Raw genomic sequence first — 14075 nt, forward strand, 5'->3', positions numbered from 1 at the left:
TAGAGCCGTGGGGGTTTGATGGGAGCCGTCGAGTGAGCGCGCAACCACACTCGAGTGAGGGCGGTCTCAGATCGTCTGCGCAACACGGATGTCGTGTGAGGCGGGACGATGACTGCAGGGCTGAGGCGGTATTCGTGGGGTCAGCGGGAGCAGGCGTTGGGGTTGCTCGAGGCGGGCTTGTCGGGGCTGGAGGTGGCTCGGCAGGTCGGGGTGGACCGGTTCGCGGTCGCTCGTTGGGCCAAGGTGGCCGGCATGAGGATGCGGATGGGACCGGTCGGTGGATTGGTGGGTGGCCGGGTCGATGGCCGGGTGGGCGGTCTGGTCAACCCGACGGTCGCGACGCCGTCAGCGCCGTCAGCGCCGTCAGCGCCGTCAGCGCCCTCGGCGGCGTTGGTGCATGGCGACTTCACCGACGCTCGGGGCCGGTTGACCGAGGCCGGTCGGGGCCTGATCGCGGTGCGGCTACGTGAGGGCCGCTGCCCGGCGCAGATCGCGGCCGAGCTGGGCGTGCACCGCGCGAGCGTGACCCGCGAGCTGCGCCGCAACCGCGTCGCCGGGGTGTACTCGGTACGGGTCGCCCAGGCACGCACCGTCACCAACCGGGCCCGCCCGCAGCCGCGGAAGCTGGACCGGCCCGAGCACGCCGGCCTGCGCACGGTCGTCCTCGAGGGATTGACCTCGCACTGGTCCCCGCAGCAGATCCAGGGCGAGCTGCTCGCGCGGTTCCCCCACGATGAGTCCATGCGGATCTCCCACGAAACTCTCTACCAGGCCCTCTACGTGCAAGGCCGCGGCAGCCTGCGCGCCGAGCTGGCCCGGGAGAAAGCCCTGCGCAGCGGGCGCACCTCGCGCGTACCGGCCTCGAAGCTGGCCGCCCGGCCCCGTGGGAAGTCCTGGGTCGGGGACGCCACGATCACCGCCCGACCGGCCGAGGCCACCGACCGCGCCGTCCCCGGGCACTGGGAAGGCGACCTGGTCATCGGCGCCCGCGGCTCCAGCGCCCTGATCACCCTGGTCGAGCGGGCCACCCGGTACGTGATGCTCGCGCGGCTACCGGGCCGGCGCGACGCCGCCACCGTCACCGACCGGCTCACCGCGATGATCACCACGCTGCCCGCCCACCTGGCCAAGACCCTGACCTGGGACCAGGGCGCCGAGCTCGCCGACCACGCCCGGTTCACCGTCGCCACCGACTGCAAGGTCTACTTCTGCGACCCGCACTCGCCCTGGCAACGCGGCACCAACGAGAACACCAACGGCCTGATCCGAGAGTTCTTCCCCAAAGGCACCAGCTTCACCACCGTCACCGACGAGCAGATCGCCCACGTCGAACAACTGCTCAACACCCGCCCCCGAGCCACCCTCGGCTTCCACACCCCCGCCCATAAACTCAACGAACTACTCAACGTTGCGCACACGCCCTGAAACCGCCTACTGCTCAACACCCGCCCCCGAGCCACCCTCGGCTTCCACACCCCCGCCCATAAACTCAACGAACTACTCAACGTTGCGCACACGCCCTGAAACCGCCGAGCGCGCAACCACACTCGAGTGAGCGCGCAACCACACTCGAGTGGGCGCGCGACCACACCCGCTGGGACAGGGCGCTCACTCGACTGGGACGGAGCGCTCACTCGAGTGGGTGGGTCAGGGGTCTCTGGGGCGCTCGGGTGGGAGGGCGGCGATGGCCTCGTCGACGTCGAGACCGGTGACCTGGAGCAGGTCGACGACGGTGGAGCGGACCTGGGCGAGCACCGTCTCGGTCGCGAGGCTCGGCGTGCGCGGCACCTCCCCCGTCGCCGCGGCCACGGCCAGCAGCGCCGGCCGACCGATCTCGGGAGAGGCGTTCTCGGACAGGGCCCGTCCGATGACGTCCGTCGCCGACGCGAGCTCGAGCAGCAGGGTCTCGTAGCCGGGCGGCAGCTGCTCTCCGCGCCCGACCGCGACCGTGACGCGGCGGACGAGCACGCGGGTGCTCCGCACCGCGCGGTCGAGTGGCTCGACGAGGTCGACCATCTTGCGCACCCCCGCCGCGTGGTGACGCTTGAAGGGCGACGAGGTGATGACCGACAGGCCCTCGTCGGCTGCCTGCCGCAGCTCGCGCAGCAGCGACTCGGTGCCTCGGGCCGAGGCCAGCACCTCGGCCGCCCCCTCGACGTCGCCGTCGTGGGCGCTGGCGGCCGCCCGGCGGAGCAGCTCACCGATCTTGCGGACGGCCTCGGCGGCGGCGACCCGGGGCCGCCGCAGTGGCGCCTGGGGCACGACCGTCGCGGCGACGAGGGCGATGCCGCCGCCGATGAGCGCGTCGGTCCACCGGCCGAAGGCCTGGCCCGGGCTCGCGACGAGAGCCGCGATGACGATGCCCTGGACGGCCGACTGGGTGACGATGACCGGGCCGCCGTCGAGCAGGGTCGCGATCGCCATCGACACGAGCACCACGGCGGCGATCTGCCACGGACCGCTGCCGGCGACGTGCACGAAGACGTCTGCCGTGAAGACCCCGACGGCGACGCCGATCGCGACCTCGAAGACCCGCCGCAGCCGCTGACCGTAGGACATGCCGAGGCAGACGACGGCGACGATGGGGGCGAAGAAGGGGGACTTGTGGCCGAAGACGTCGGTCGCGAGCCACCACGCGACACCCGCCGAGACGGCGCACTGGACGAGGAGGAAGACGCGCGAGCGCAGCCGCTCGAACCGGGTGCGGACGCTGAGCCGGCTCCGGTCCCAGGCCCGGTCGAGCGCCTCGACGACCGGGGCGTCGCTCCTCAGGTAGTCGTCCACGAACGCGCCTCTCGGTCGGTCCCTGCGGCGGGTGCCACCGGGGAGCGGAGGGGGCTAGAGCCCCAGGGCAAGGATCGCATCGAAGATCTGTCGCACGGCAGGGGCGGCCACCTTCGAGCCCGAGCCACCCTGGCCGACGACGACCACGACGGCATACTTCGGCTTCGTCGTCGGTCCGTAGCCGGCGAACCAGGCGGTGGCCTGCTTGCCGAAGACCTCACCGGTCCCCGTCTTGCCCGCGAGCGGGTAGCGGTCCTGCGGGAAGCCCTTGAAGGCCGTGCCGGCCGACCCACCGGGTCGGGTCACGTCGCCCAGGGCCGAGCGGACGTATGCCAGCACGTCGCGTCGCAGCGGCACCGTGGCCACCCGCTTCGGCGCGATCACCGTCGTCGCGCCGGCAGCCGTCCGGTAGCCGGCCGCCACCTGCGGCTGCCACAGGGTGCCCCCGTTGGCGATGGCGGCGTAGACCCCCGCCATCTGGAGGATCGTCACGGCCGTGTCACCTTGTCCGATGGAGAAGTTTACGGCGTCGCCGGCGCGGTACTGGTAGCCGGCCGAGCAGTTCTCGGTGGCAAGCCGCTCGAGGTAGTCGGCGCGCGCCCGGTCGGTGCGGGCGACCTCGGGGTAGCCGGTGCTCGCCCGCCGGCACGTCTCGCCCTTCGTCGCGAGCCAGGACTGCTCCTTCCAGGCGCGGTCCGGGACGCGTCCGGCCGCCTCACCCGGCAGGTCGACGCCGGTGCGCCGCCCCAGTCCGAAGGCCTTCGCCATCGAGACGAAGGGGTCGGCGGCGCTGACCGGCGCGGCGAGGCCGCCCTGCTCGAGCCACGCGGCATACGCGAGGCGGTAGAAGACGGTGTCGCACGAGACGACGAGGGCGCGGTGGAGGTCGATGGGGCCGTAGCCCCGCGACTCGAAGTTGTTGAAGAGCCGACCGCCGACGGACACGTTGGGCGAGCAGTCATACGTCCCGTCGAGCCGGGCCCCGGAGTTGACGGCGGCGGGCACCGAGATGACCTTGAAGGTCGAGGCCGGCGGGAACGTCTCGGCCGTCAGCCGGGAGCGCAGTGGTGTGCCGGCCCGCTCGTCGGTGAGGCGGGCGAGCTCGGTCGTGCTGATGCCGCCGGAGAAGACGGCGGGGTCGTAGGACGGGTAGCTGGCTGCCGCGACGACGCCACCGTTCGTCACGTCGACGACGACCGCGGCCGCCGTGTCGGCGCGCAGCTTCTGCGCCCGGGCTGACGCGACGGCTCGCACGAGCGCGGCCTCGGTGCGGGCCTGCAGCCGGGCCTCGAGGTGGGTCACGACGTCGCGCCCCGCGACAGGGGCGGTCGAGCTGACGGTGTCGGTGACGATGCCCCGGGGGTCGATGGCGACGACGGTGCGTCCGTTCGTGCCGCGCAGCACCTCGTCGTACTGCGCCTCGAGTCCGGAGCGCCCGACGACGTCCTCCGCGTCGATGCGCCCCCCGCTCCCGGTCACGTCGTCGGCACCGGCCCGGGCGACCCAGCCGAGCAGGTGGGCGGCGAGGGCTCCGTCGGGCCGGGGGTAGGCCCGCGCGGGCTCGGTCGTGACGCCGACGCCGGGGTACTTCTCGGGCTGCTCGAGCAGCGTCAGCGCCCGGCGCGCGTCGACGCCGGTCGCGACGGGGATCGGCACGTAGGGCGATCCGTTGAAGCACGCCGGGGCCGGCGGCGCCCCAGCCGTGCCGCAGAGCATCGTCTTGCCCCACAGACGCTCGAACGGCTGCCCGACCGCGGTCGCGAGACGGGTCACGAGGTCGCGTCCGCCGTCGTCCGCCCCGACGAGCACCGAGCGCTGCACCGTGACGACGGTGTCGAAGGTGTTGGCGACGAAGGGCGTTCCGCTGCGGTCGAGGATCCGGCCGCGCAGCGCGTGCTCGGTGACGGTGCGCGTGTTGACCGTGACCGCGGCGCGGGCCAGCTCGGGCCCGTCCACGAGCTGGAGCTGTCCGAGACGACCGAGCAGCAGCCCGAAGAGTGTGACGAGCAGGACGAGCACGACACCGGCGACGCCGACCCGACGGCGCGGGCCGCGCCTCACCCGAGCCTCCGCCGCACGAGGGCCCGGTCGAGCCCGAGGAAGGCCGGCAGCAGCAGACCGCCGACGAGCACCGTCACGAGCAGCCGCCACAGCCCGTCGGTCAGGTCCACGCTGCCCTCGGCGAGCACGGCCGAGCCGAGGCGTCCGACGAGGACGACGGCAGCGGCGGCAAGCAGCGCCGCCGGGGCGCGCAGCGACGAGCGCGACGACGCCCTGCGGAAGAAGCCCGCGACGAGCCCCGCGAGCATCATGACGAGCGGGGCCAGCCCGAGCGGGCTGCCGACGGGTGGGACGAGCTCGACGACCCACCCGGCCAGCAGCCCCACGAGGGCACCGTGCACGGGACCCCGGAGCACGGCGGTCGCCACGACCCCGACGAGCACGAGGTCGGGCACCCACCGGGGCTCCGCACCGAGACGCGGCAGCAGCGTCGCCACGACGAGGGCAGCCACGAGGACGTATGCCGTCCGCAGCACTCCCAGAAGCGTCGGCCTCATCGTCGGGCGCCCACCGTCGGACGCGGGGTCGTGCGCGGGGTCGGGACGAGGACGGCGACGACGTCGATCGCGTCGGGGTCGACGCTCGGCCGCACCGTGGCACCACGCGTCAGCTGGCCCCGGTCGGGGTCGACGGCGGTCACGGTGCCGACGACGATCCCGGCGGCATACGGCGTCTCGTCGACGCTGCCGAGCGTGCGCACGACATCGCCGACGACGGGGGTGGACGGCGCGATGCCGACGAGCCGGAGCGAGCCGCGGGGGCGGGACTCCGAGTCCCCCGGTGCCGACGGCGACACCGTGCCGAGCGTGCCGGCGGGGCCGACGCGCACTGCCACGACCGAGGCGGCGCTGCCGAGCACCTGCACGTCGCTCGTCCACGGCGACACGGACACGACGCGACCGACGAGACCGTCGGCCGCCACGACCGTCGAGTCGACCCGGACCCCGTCCTGGGAGCCGACGTCGATCGTCACGCTCCGGCCGCCGAGCGCGCTGACGTCGGTGGCGACGACGCGGGCGGGCAGGAGCGTGCGCCCCGTCGTGGCGCTCGATCCGAGCAGCTCGTCGAGCCGTCCGAGATCGTCGAGGTGGTGCTGCTGTTCGGCGGCAGCGGCACGCAGACGGACGTTCTCGCTCTCGAGGGCGGCGAGGTCGTCACGCGGCGCCCCGGCGAGGGCCCGTTGGACCGGCCCCAGCACGAGCCCGCCGGCCCGGCGCACCCCGTCGGCGACCGCGAGGTGGGCGAGGTCGGCGACGAGCAGGGCGACGGTGAGCGTGGCGAGGACGACGAGGAGACGGCGGCGGACGGTCGGCTGCATGCGACTAGAGGCGGTGGTCCCCGACGAGGACGCGCTCGAGGCTGGCGAACTCGTCGACGCACCGGCCGGCGCCGCGGGCCACGGCTCGGAGCGGGTCGTCGGCGACCTGGACCGGCACGCCGAGCTCGTGGCGCATCCGCTCGTCGAGGCCGCGCAGCAGGGCACCTCCCCCGGTCAGCGTGATGCCGCGGTCGAGGATGTCGCCGGCGAGCTCGGGTGGGCACACGTCGAGCGTCGCGCGGACGAGCTCGATGATCTGCAGGACCGGCGTCTCGATGGCTCGGCGCACCTCGACCGAGCTCACCTGGACGGTCTTGGGCAGGCCGGTCACGAGGTCACGTCCGCGCAGCCGGGTCGTCAGCTCCTCGCGCAGCGGGAAGACCGACCCGACGGCGACCTTGATGTCCTCCGCGCTGCGCTCGCCGAGCAGGAGGGAGTACTCGCTCTTGACGTAGCCGATGAGGGCCTCGTCGATCTCGTCGCCGGCGATCCGCAGCGAGCTCGACGTGACGATGCCGCCGAGGCTGATGACCGCGACGTCGGTCGTGCCGCCGCCGATGTCGACGACCATGCTCGCCGCCGTCTCGTAGACGGGCAGGCCGGCACCGATGGCCGCCGCCATCGGCTCCTCGATCATGTAGACGCGTCGCGCACCGCACCGGGTCGCGGCGTCCTCGAGGGCCCGGCGCTCGACACCGGTCACCTCGCTCGGCACGCAGAGCACCATGCGGGGGCGGACGAGTCGCGAGGTGCGCACCTGGTCGATGAACCACCGCAGCATCCGCTCGGTCTCGTCGGCGTCGGAGACGACGCCGTCACGCAGGGGCCGGACCGCCCGGATGGTGCCCGGCGCGCGGCCGAGCATCTCCTTGGCCCGGGTGCCCGCGGCGACGAGCCGACCGGTGCCCACCTCGACGGCCACGACCGACGGCTCCTCGACGACGACCCCGCGACCCCGGACGTGGATCAGGGTGTTGGCGGTGCCGAGGTCGATCGCGAGGTCACGCCCCAGGGGGCGCAGCCACGGTCGGGAGGTCATGCCGCGATTGTGCCCCGATCAGCCCTCGAGATCGGGGAACCAGATGCCGATCTCGCGTGTGGCGGACTCGTGGGAGTCGGATCCGTGCACGATGTTCTGCTGGACCTTGGTGCCCCAGTCGCGGCCGAGGTCGCCGCGGATCGTGCCGGGTGCGGCGTCCGTCGGGTTGGTGGCGCCGGCGAGGCTGCGGAAGCCCTTGACGCAGTCCTGGCCCTCGACGACGACCGCCGTGACGGCACCGGAGCTCATGAACTCGACGAGCGGCTCGTAGAAGGGCTTGCCCTCGTGCTCGGCGTAGTGCGCGGCGAGCTGCTCACGGGTGGGCGTCAGCACGGAGAGGGCGACCAGTCGGTAGCCCTTCCCCTCGATGCGACGCAGCACCTCACCGGTGAGGCCGCGCTGGAAACCGTCGGGCTTGACGAGGACGAGGGAACGTTCGGTGGTCACCCGTCCACCCTATCGGCCGCCTCGCCGTCGGCCGCCTCGCCGTCGGCCGCGGCCGCTTCACGACGGGCCACGACGGCGTCGACCTGGGTGCCCTTGACGAGACAGGTGACCCACAGCGCGAGGAAGAAGAGACCGACGATGAGCATCATCGGCACGACGAGAGCGCTGAGCAGGGTCAGCACCTGGACGACCCAGCCGAGCGTGACGCCCCACGGGCGGCGCATGAGCCCGGCGGCCACGATGCTCAGCGCGCCGAGCCCGAGGCCGACGACGAGGTATGCCGTGCTCGGCCCGCTCCCCTCGTCGGTGGCCGCGACGGCCCGGGCCACGAGGGCACCGAGCAGGATGCAGATGGCCTGGCCGCCGAGCACCGTCGCGAGCATGCGGAAGGTGAACTTGCCGGTCTGGCCGTAGAAGATGATCGAACGCATCGGTGTGTGTCTGCCTCGGTGTGGGTCTCGTGGCCGGTGGGCTCAGTAGTTCTGGGTGGTGTCCCAGGTGCGGATGATGGCCTGGGCCTCGGCCCCGCTCGCCCCCGTCGCCTCGGCGTAGAGGCTCATCGCGTCCTCGCGCCGACCGGCGACGATGAGCTCGCTGATGCGCGACCGGGCCTCGTCGGTGAGCCGGCCGTCGGTGTAGGACGCCGCCGCATCGCGCACGCCCGGCCCCTGGCCCGGGACGAACCAGCTGTCGACGGCCCGCTTGGCGTCGGCGAGCGGAGCCCCGGTCGCCTCGCGGTAGATCTTGATGGCGTTGATCTTGTGACCGGCGCTGATCTCGCGGCTCACCCTGGCGCGCACGGTGTCCGTCAGGCCGACGAGCTCGCGGTCGGGGTCCTTGCGTCCCATGACCCGTCCCCACACGACGACTGCGACGACGACGATGACGACGATGAGGACGAGCTTCACCAGGGGATGCATGGGGCCAGCCTAAGTCGGGGTCGAGGAGGGTCGGGGGTCAGAGGTCCGTGTGGCCGAGGAGCATCCGGACCTCGCCCGCGGTGATGACCGACCCCGTGGCGACGACGCCGCCACCCATGCCATCGGCCTCGGCGATGGTCACGGCCTGCTCGAGCGCATCGGGCAGGTCGCGGACGACCGTCACCCGGGACTCGCCGAAGAGCTCGACGGCGAGGGCGCCGAGGGCCTCGGGCCGCATCGCGCGCGGGGACGAGCTGCGCGTGACGACGATGTGGTCGAGGGCCGGCTCGAGCACCTCGAGCATCCCGGCGGCGTCCTTGTCGGCGACGATGCCGACGAGCCCGACGAGACGGGTGAAGGAGAACGCCTCCCCGAGCGCAGCCACGAGGGACCGGGCACCGTGCGGGTTGTGGGCCGCGTCGACGAGGACGGTCGGTGACCGCCGGACGATCTCGAGGCGCCCCGGCGAGGTCATCCCCGCGACGGCCGCGGTCAGCACCTCCGGCTCGATGCGCTGCTCGCCGCCACCGAGGAAGGACTCGACCGCCGCGACGGCGGTGGCGAGGTTGCTCGCCTGGTGCGCGCCGTGGAGCGGGAGGAAGAGGTCGGCGTACTCCCCCGCGAGACCTCGGATCGACACCTGCTGGCCACCGATGGCGACCTCGCGGGCGAGAACACCGAAGTCGTTGCCCTCGAAGACGATCCGGGCCCCGCCGACCTCCTCGACACGGTCGAGGAGGACGCGCGCGACGTCCTCGTCCTGCACGCCCGAGACGGTGACGGAGTCGGCCTTGATGATGCCGCTCTTCTCCTCCGCGATGGAGACGACGTCGTCACCGAGGAGGTGGGTGTGGTCGAGGTCGACGGGCGTCACGACGGCGACCTGGGCGTCGATGACGTTGGTGGCGTCCCACGAGCCGCCGAGACCCACCTCGATGATCGCGACGTCGACGGGGGCGTCGGCGAACGCGGCGTAGGCGAGGGCGACGAGCACCTCGAAGAAGTTCATCCGGCGACCGCCCGACTCGAGCGACCGGGCGTCGACGAGCTCGATGAGGGGCGCGACCTCGTCGTAGGCCGCGATGAACTTCTCACGCGGGATCGGCTTGCCCGACAGGGTGATCCGCTCACGGATGTCGTGCAGGTGGGGCGACGTGAAGCGGCCGGTGGACAGCCCGGTCTCGCGCAGGATCGAGTCGATCATGCGGCTCGTCGACGTCTTGCCGTTCGTGCCGGTCAGGTGGATCGAGGGGTAGGTGCGCTGCGGGTCGCCGGCGAGCTCCATGACCGCGCGGATGCGGTCGAGCGACGGACCGATGTCGTTCTCGGGCGCCCGGGCGAGGATCTCCTCCTCGATCTCGCGCATCCGCTTCATCTCCTCGAGGTTGCGCGCGGCCTCCACCGCGGCGGCGTCCGGGCGGCCGTTCATGCGGACTCCCCCGTGCCCAGCTCGCGGACCATCCACACGCTCTCGGGCAGGCCCGATCCCGGGGCCTCTCGGTGCGTCTCGACGAAGCCGTGTCGCGCGTAGAAGCGCGCCGCCTGCTGGTTGCCCTCGAGGTAGGAGAGCGTGATCCGCGGGTGCTCGTTCTCGCGGGCCCGCTCCACGACGGCGTCCATGAGGCGCGAGCCGATCCCGTGCCCGTGGTGGCCGGGCAGCACGTAGAGCTTCCACAGCACGAACGACTCGTCCTGGGGCCCGAACGTCGCGACCCCGACGACCTCGTCGTCCTCGACGGCCACGAGGGTGCGGCCCTTGCGGATGGAGTCGGTGACGACGTCGCTCGTCCACCACTTCGCGAGACCCATGGCGACGTACTCGGGTCCGGCGATCGGCTCGTAGGTCGCGAGCCAGGTCCGGTGCCCGACGGACAGGACGCCCGCCAGGTCGTCGCCGACGGCGCCGCGCACGATCACCCCGTCGGTCGGCTGCGTGTCGGTGCGAGCCCCGGAGTCGGCCAGGTTGGAGTCGGTCGGGTCGGGGTCGGGGGTCGTGCTCACGTCGGCAGCCTCCAGCTCGTCCTCGCGGTTCGCGGCGATCATCGCTTGACCACGAGGATCGTCGCCGGGTGGTTGTCGCCGACGAGGACGTCGGTCGGCGTGCCCGGCAGCCCGTCGGGCAGGGCGTGGTCGGGTCCGGCCGCGGCGAACTGCGTCGCGAGCGTCTCGCCGACGATGAGGTCGCGGTGCGTCACCGTGGCCTCGAACACCTCGGCACCGCCCTGGACGGTCAGGCTGATGCGGTCGCTGACGTGCAGGCCGGTGTCGCGCCGGGCCTGCTGCACCGCGCGGACGAGGTCACGGGCCAGGCCCTCGGAGGCCAGCTCGGACGTCACGGTCGTGTCGAGCACGACGAAGCCACCCGACGGCAGCATCGCCGTGGCCCCCGCGTCGGCGTCACCGGCGACGACGGTCTCGAGGGCGTACTCGCCCTCGACGAGCGCGAGACCCCCGGACGTCACCGTGCCGTCGGCGTCGACGGTCCAGTCGCCCGACTTGCTGCCCTTGATGGCGCGCTGGACGTCCTTGCCCAGGCGAGGACCCGCGGCGCGGGCGTTGACGGTCAGGCGCTGGCTGACACCGAAGTCGGCCTCGCTCGCCGTCGCGACGTCGACGAGGGTCAGCGCCTTGACGTTGAGCTCGTCCTGGATGATCGCCCGGAACGGCTCGAGGCTCGCGGGCTCGGCCGCGACGACGGTCAGCTCGGCCAGCGGCAGGCGGGCACGCAGGCCCCGGGCCTTGCGCAGGCTCGAGCCCGTCGAGCAGATCTCCCGCGCCCGGTCCATCGCGACGACGAGCTCGTGGTCGGCCGGCAGGTCGTCGACCGTCGGGTAGTCGGCGAGGTGCACCGAGCGCTCGCCCGTCAGGCCGCGCCAGATCTGCTCGGTCACGAGCGGCAGCAGGGGCGCCGTGGCACGCGTGACCGTCTCGAGCGCGGTCCACAGGGTGTCGAAGGCCGCGAGCGACTCGTCGGTCTCGCCGCCCCAGAAGCGGTCGCGGGAGCGGCGGATGTACCAGTTGGTCAGGACGTCGAGGAAGCCGCGCATCGTGTCGCACGCCGCCGCGATCTCGTAGGCGTCGAGCTGCTCGGTCATGTCGCCGACGAACTCGCGCAGCTTGGCGAGCAGGTAGCGGTCGAGGACGTCCGTCGAGCTCGTCGAGCGCTTGGCCTCGTAGCCCTCCCCGCCGCGCGCCGTGTTGGCGTAGAGCGAGAAGAACGACCACGCGTTCCAGAGCGGGATCATCACCTGGCGCACGCCGTCACGGATGCCCTGCTCGGTGACGACGAGGTTGCCGCCGCGCAGGATCGGGCTGCTCATGAGGAACCAGCGCATCGCGTCGGCGCCGTCGCGGTCGAAGACCTCGCGGACGTCGGGGTAGTTGCGCAGCGACTTGCTCATCTTCTGGCCGTCGGAGCCGAGCACGATGCCATGGCTGACGCACGTCTTGAAGGCGGGCCGGTCGAAGAGGGCCGTCGCGAGGATGTGCAGGGTGTAGAACCAGCCGCGCGTCTGGCCGATGTACTCGACGATGAAGTCACCCGGGAAGTGGTGCTCGAACCAGTCGGCGTTCTCGAACGGGTAGTGCACCTGGGCGAAGCTCATCGAACCGGAGTCGAACCAGACGTCGAGGACGTCCTCGACGCGGCGCATCGTCGACCGGCCCGACGGGTCGTCGGGGTTCGGACGCGTCAGGCTGTCGATGAAGGGGCGGTGCAGGTCGGTGACCTCGACGCCGAAGTCACGCTCGAGCTCCTCGAAGGAGCCGTAGACGTCGAGGCGCGGGAACTCCGGGTTGTCGGACTTCCACACCGGGATCGGGCTGCCCCAGAAGCGGTTTCGCGAGATGGACCAGTCGCGGGCGTTGGCGAGCCACTTGCCGAACTGGCCGTCCTTGATGTGCGAGGGCGTCCACTCGATCTCCTGGTTGAGCTCGAGCATCCGCTCCTTGATCTTCGTGACCTCGACGAACCACGACGAGACCGCCATGTAGATGAGGGGCTCGCGGCAGCGCCAGCAGTGCGGGTAGCTGTGGTCGTAGGTCTCGCGGCGCAGCAGCACCGTGCCGGCCGTGACCGAGCCGGTCTCTCCCTCGCCCCGCGTCGCCGCCTTGAGGTGGTCGATGATGTGGGCGTTGGCGTCGAAGACGTGCATGCCCTCGTAGTCGGTGACGGGCCAGAGGAACCGGCCGTCGGCGCCCACGGGGACGACGGGCTCGATGCCGGCCGCGTCGGTGACGATCTTGTCCTCCTCACCGAAGGCGCCGGCGGTGTGGACGAGCCCGGTGCCGTCCTCGGTGGTGACGAAGTCCGCGGGGAAGACCTGGTGCGCGCGCTCGTGTCCCTGGTAGTACGAGAAGGGCGGCGTGAAGGAGCGGCCGAGCAGGTCACGGCCCGTGAGCCGCTCGACGACGCGCTCGTCGAGCGTGGACAGGTCGACGTCGGCCCCGAAGAGGTCCTTGGCGTAGGCCGCTAGCCGGGCCGCACCGATGACGTAGCGCTCGGCCGTGCCGGTGACGTCGGACTCGACGACGACGTAGTCGATGTCGGGGCCGACCATGATGCCGAGGTTGGCCGGCAGCGTCCACGGCGTCGTCGTCCAGACGAGCGCGAGCTCGCCGGTCTCGAGCCGCAGCCCGATGGTGACGGCGGGGTCCTGACGCATCTTGTAGACGTCGTCGTCCATGCGCAGCTCGTGGTTGGACAACGGCGTCTGGTCGTTCCAGCAGTAGGGCAGGACGCGGAAGCCCTCGTAGACGAGGCCCTTGTCGTGCAGCTGCTTGAAGGCCCAGATGACCGACTCCATGTAGGAGGGCTCGAGCGTCTTGTAGTCGTGGTCGAAGTCGACCCAGCGCGCCTGGCGCGTCACGTAGTCGCGCCACTCGCCGGTGTACTTGAGCACCGAGCTGCGGCAGGCGTCGTTGAACGTGTCGATGCCGAGCTCGACGATGTCCTGCTTCGTCTTGAGACCGAGCTGGCGTTGCGCCTCGAGCTCGGCGGGGAGGCCGTGGGTGTCCCAGCCGAAGCGGCGCTCGACGCGCTTTCCGCGCATCGTCTGGTAGCGCGGGACGATGTCCTTGACGTAGCCGGTGAGCAGGTGGCCGTAGTGCGGCAGGCCGTTGGCGAAGGGCGGTCCGTCGTAGAAGACGAACTCGTTGGAGCCGTCGGTGCCCGCGTCGCGGCCCTCGACCGAGGCGATGAACGTGCCGTCCTCGTCCCAGTACTTCAGGACCCGCTGCTCGATCTCGGGGAAGCGCGGGTTGGACGGGACCCCGCCCGTCGTGGACTGGTCGGCGTCGTTCGTGGTGACCTTGGGATAGGTCATGCTCGTGGTCTCCTGCGTTCGCGTCTGTTGGTCGCTCGTCTCTGCCACGAGGACGACGTCTCCTGCCGGAGGCTGCCGCGGTACCACCCCGCTTGCCGCACGTGCCCGCCCGCTCGGGCAGACGGCATACGGCCGCTCTTGTCGAAGGCTGTGACGGGCCCACCCGTCCGGTTCTAGTGGGG

12 protein-coding genes are annotated in these 14075 nt (G+C 72.1%); 1 reads left to right on the forward strand and 11 read right to left on the reverse strand.

The genetic code is table 11. The annotated features are described in order from the left end of the window. Window positions 1–108 precede the first annotated feature (108 nt). The gene (locus tag ASH01_RS00005; RefSeq protein WP_082619310.1) at window positions 109–1425 is read left to right on the forward strand and encodes an IS30 family transposase; all 1317 of its coding nucleotides are present in this window, start codon (window positions 109–111) and stop codon (window positions 1423–1425) included. A gap of 222 nt (window positions 1426–1647) precedes the next feature. Here ASH01_RS00005 and ASH01_RS00010 read toward each other — a convergent pair whose 3' ends face one another. The 11 genes from ASH01_RS00010 to ileS are packed head-to-tail and all read right to left on the reverse strand — an operon-like array spanning window position 1648 to window position 13893. Further along, window positions 1648–2784 carry an FUSC family protein gene (locus ASH01_RS00010; protein ID WP_056769792.1) on the reverse strand — a complete coding sequence of 379 codons (1137 nt, stop codon included), beginning with the start codon at window positions 2782–2784 and terminating at the stop codon, window positions 1648–1650. A gap of 54 nt (window positions 2785–2838) precedes the next feature. Beyond that, complete coding sequence (locus ASH01_RS00015) at window positions 2839–4845, reverse strand: peptidoglycan D,D-transpeptidase FtsI family protein (protein ID WP_056769795.1); 2007 nt, start codon at window positions 4843–4845, stop codon at window positions 2839–2841. After that, a complete protein-coding gene (locus ASH01_RS00020) occupies window positions 4842–5342 on the reverse strand; it encodes a hypothetical protein (RefSeq protein ID WP_056769798.1) in 501 nt (166 codons plus the stop codon). Before ASH01_RS00020 ends, ASH01_RS00015 begins: the two co-directional genes overlap by 4 nt. Continuing rightward, window positions 5339–6163, reverse strand: coding sequence for a rod shape-determining protein MreC (mreC, locus tag ASH01_RS00025; RefSeq protein ID WP_056769801.1), 825 nt, complete (start codon window positions 6161–6163; stop codon window positions 5339–5341). The genes ASH01_RS00020 and mreC overlap by 4 nt, the downstream gene beginning before the upstream one ends. 4 nt (window positions 6164–6167) lie before the next feature. Beyond that, window positions 6168–7202 (reverse strand): rod shape-determining protein, encoded by a 1035-nt coding sequence (locus ASH01_RS00030; protein ID WP_056769804.1) that lies wholly within the window; start codon window positions 7200–7202, stop codon window positions 6168–6170. A gap of 18 nt (window positions 7203–7220) precedes the next feature. Beyond that, a complete protein-coding gene (gene ndk / locus ASH01_RS00035) occupies window positions 7221–7649 on the reverse strand; it encodes a nucleoside-diphosphate kinase (protein WP_056769807.1) in 429 nt (142 codons plus the stop codon). Further along, entirely contained in the window at window positions 7646–8080 is a 435-nt protein-coding gene (locus ASH01_RS00040; RefSeq protein WP_056769809.1) for a DUF4233 domain-containing protein, read from the reverse strand. The genes ndk and ASH01_RS00040 overlap by 4 nt, the downstream gene beginning before the upstream one ends. 42 nt (window positions 8081–8122) lie before the next feature. After that, complete coding sequence (locus tag ASH01_RS00045; RefSeq protein WP_056769811.1) at window positions 8123–8569, reverse strand: hypothetical protein; 447 nt, start codon at window positions 8567–8569, stop codon at window positions 8123–8125. A gap of 37 nt (window positions 8570–8606) precedes the next feature. Next, the gene (locus ASH01_RS00050; protein ID WP_056769813.1) at window positions 8607–9998 is read right to left on the reverse strand and encodes a bifunctional folylpolyglutamate synthase/dihydrofolate synthase; all 1392 of its coding nucleotides are present in this window, start codon (window positions 9996–9998) and stop codon (window positions 8607–8609) included. Beyond that, window positions 9995–10570 carry a GNAT family N-acetyltransferase gene (locus ASH01_RS00055; RefSeq protein WP_235509483.1) on the reverse strand — a complete coding sequence of 192 codons (576 nt, stop codon included), beginning with the start codon at window positions 10568–10570 and terminating at the stop codon, window positions 9995–9997. The genes ASH01_RS00050 and ASH01_RS00055 overlap by 4 nt, the downstream gene beginning before the upstream one ends. Before the next feature lie 38 nt (window positions 10571–10608). Beyond that, entirely contained in the window at window positions 10609–13893 is a 3285-nt protein-coding gene (gene ileS / locus ASH01_RS00060; protein WP_056772389.1) for an isoleucine--tRNA ligase, read from the reverse strand. Window positions 13894–14075 lie beyond the last annotated feature (182 nt).

The sequence above is a fragment of the Terrabacter sp. Soil811 genome, from assembly GCF_001429655.1.
Taxonomy (GTDB): Bacteria; Actinomycetota; Actinomycetes; order Actinomycetales; family Dermatophilaceae; genus Terrabacter.

Coding starts and splice junctions, on each gene's coding strand:
- ASH01_RS00005 (WP_082619310.1), top strand. CDS start 109: ATGACTGCAGGGCTGAGGCGGTATTCGTGGGGTCAGCGGGAGCAGGCG.
- ASH01_RS00020 (WP_056769798.1), bottom strand. CDS start 5,342: ATGAGGCCGACGCTTCTGGGAGTGCTGCGGACGGCATACGTCCTCGTG.
- mreC (WP_056769801.1), bottom strand. CDS start 6,163: ATGCAGCCGACCGTCCGCCGCCGTCTCCTCGTCGTCCTCGCCACGCTC.
- ASH01_RS00030 (WP_056769804.1), bottom strand. CDS start 7,202: ATGACCTCCCGACCGTGGCTGCGCCCCCTGGGGCGTGACCTCGCGATC.
- ASH01_RS00040 (WP_056769809.1), bottom strand. CDS start 8,080: ATGCGTTCGATCATCTTCTACGGCCAGACCGGCAAGTTCACCTTCCGC.
- ASH01_RS00045 (WP_056769811.1), bottom strand. CDS start 8,569: ATGCATCCCCTGGTGAAGCTCGTCCTCATCGTCGTCATCGTCGTCGTC.
- ASH01_RS00050 (WP_056769813.1), bottom strand. CDS start 9,998: ATGAACGGCCGCCCGGACGCCGCCGCGGTGGAGGCCGCGCGCAACCTC.
- ileS (WP_056772389.1), bottom strand. CDS start 13,893: ATGACCTATCCCAAGGTCACCACGAACGACGCCGACCAGTCCACGACG.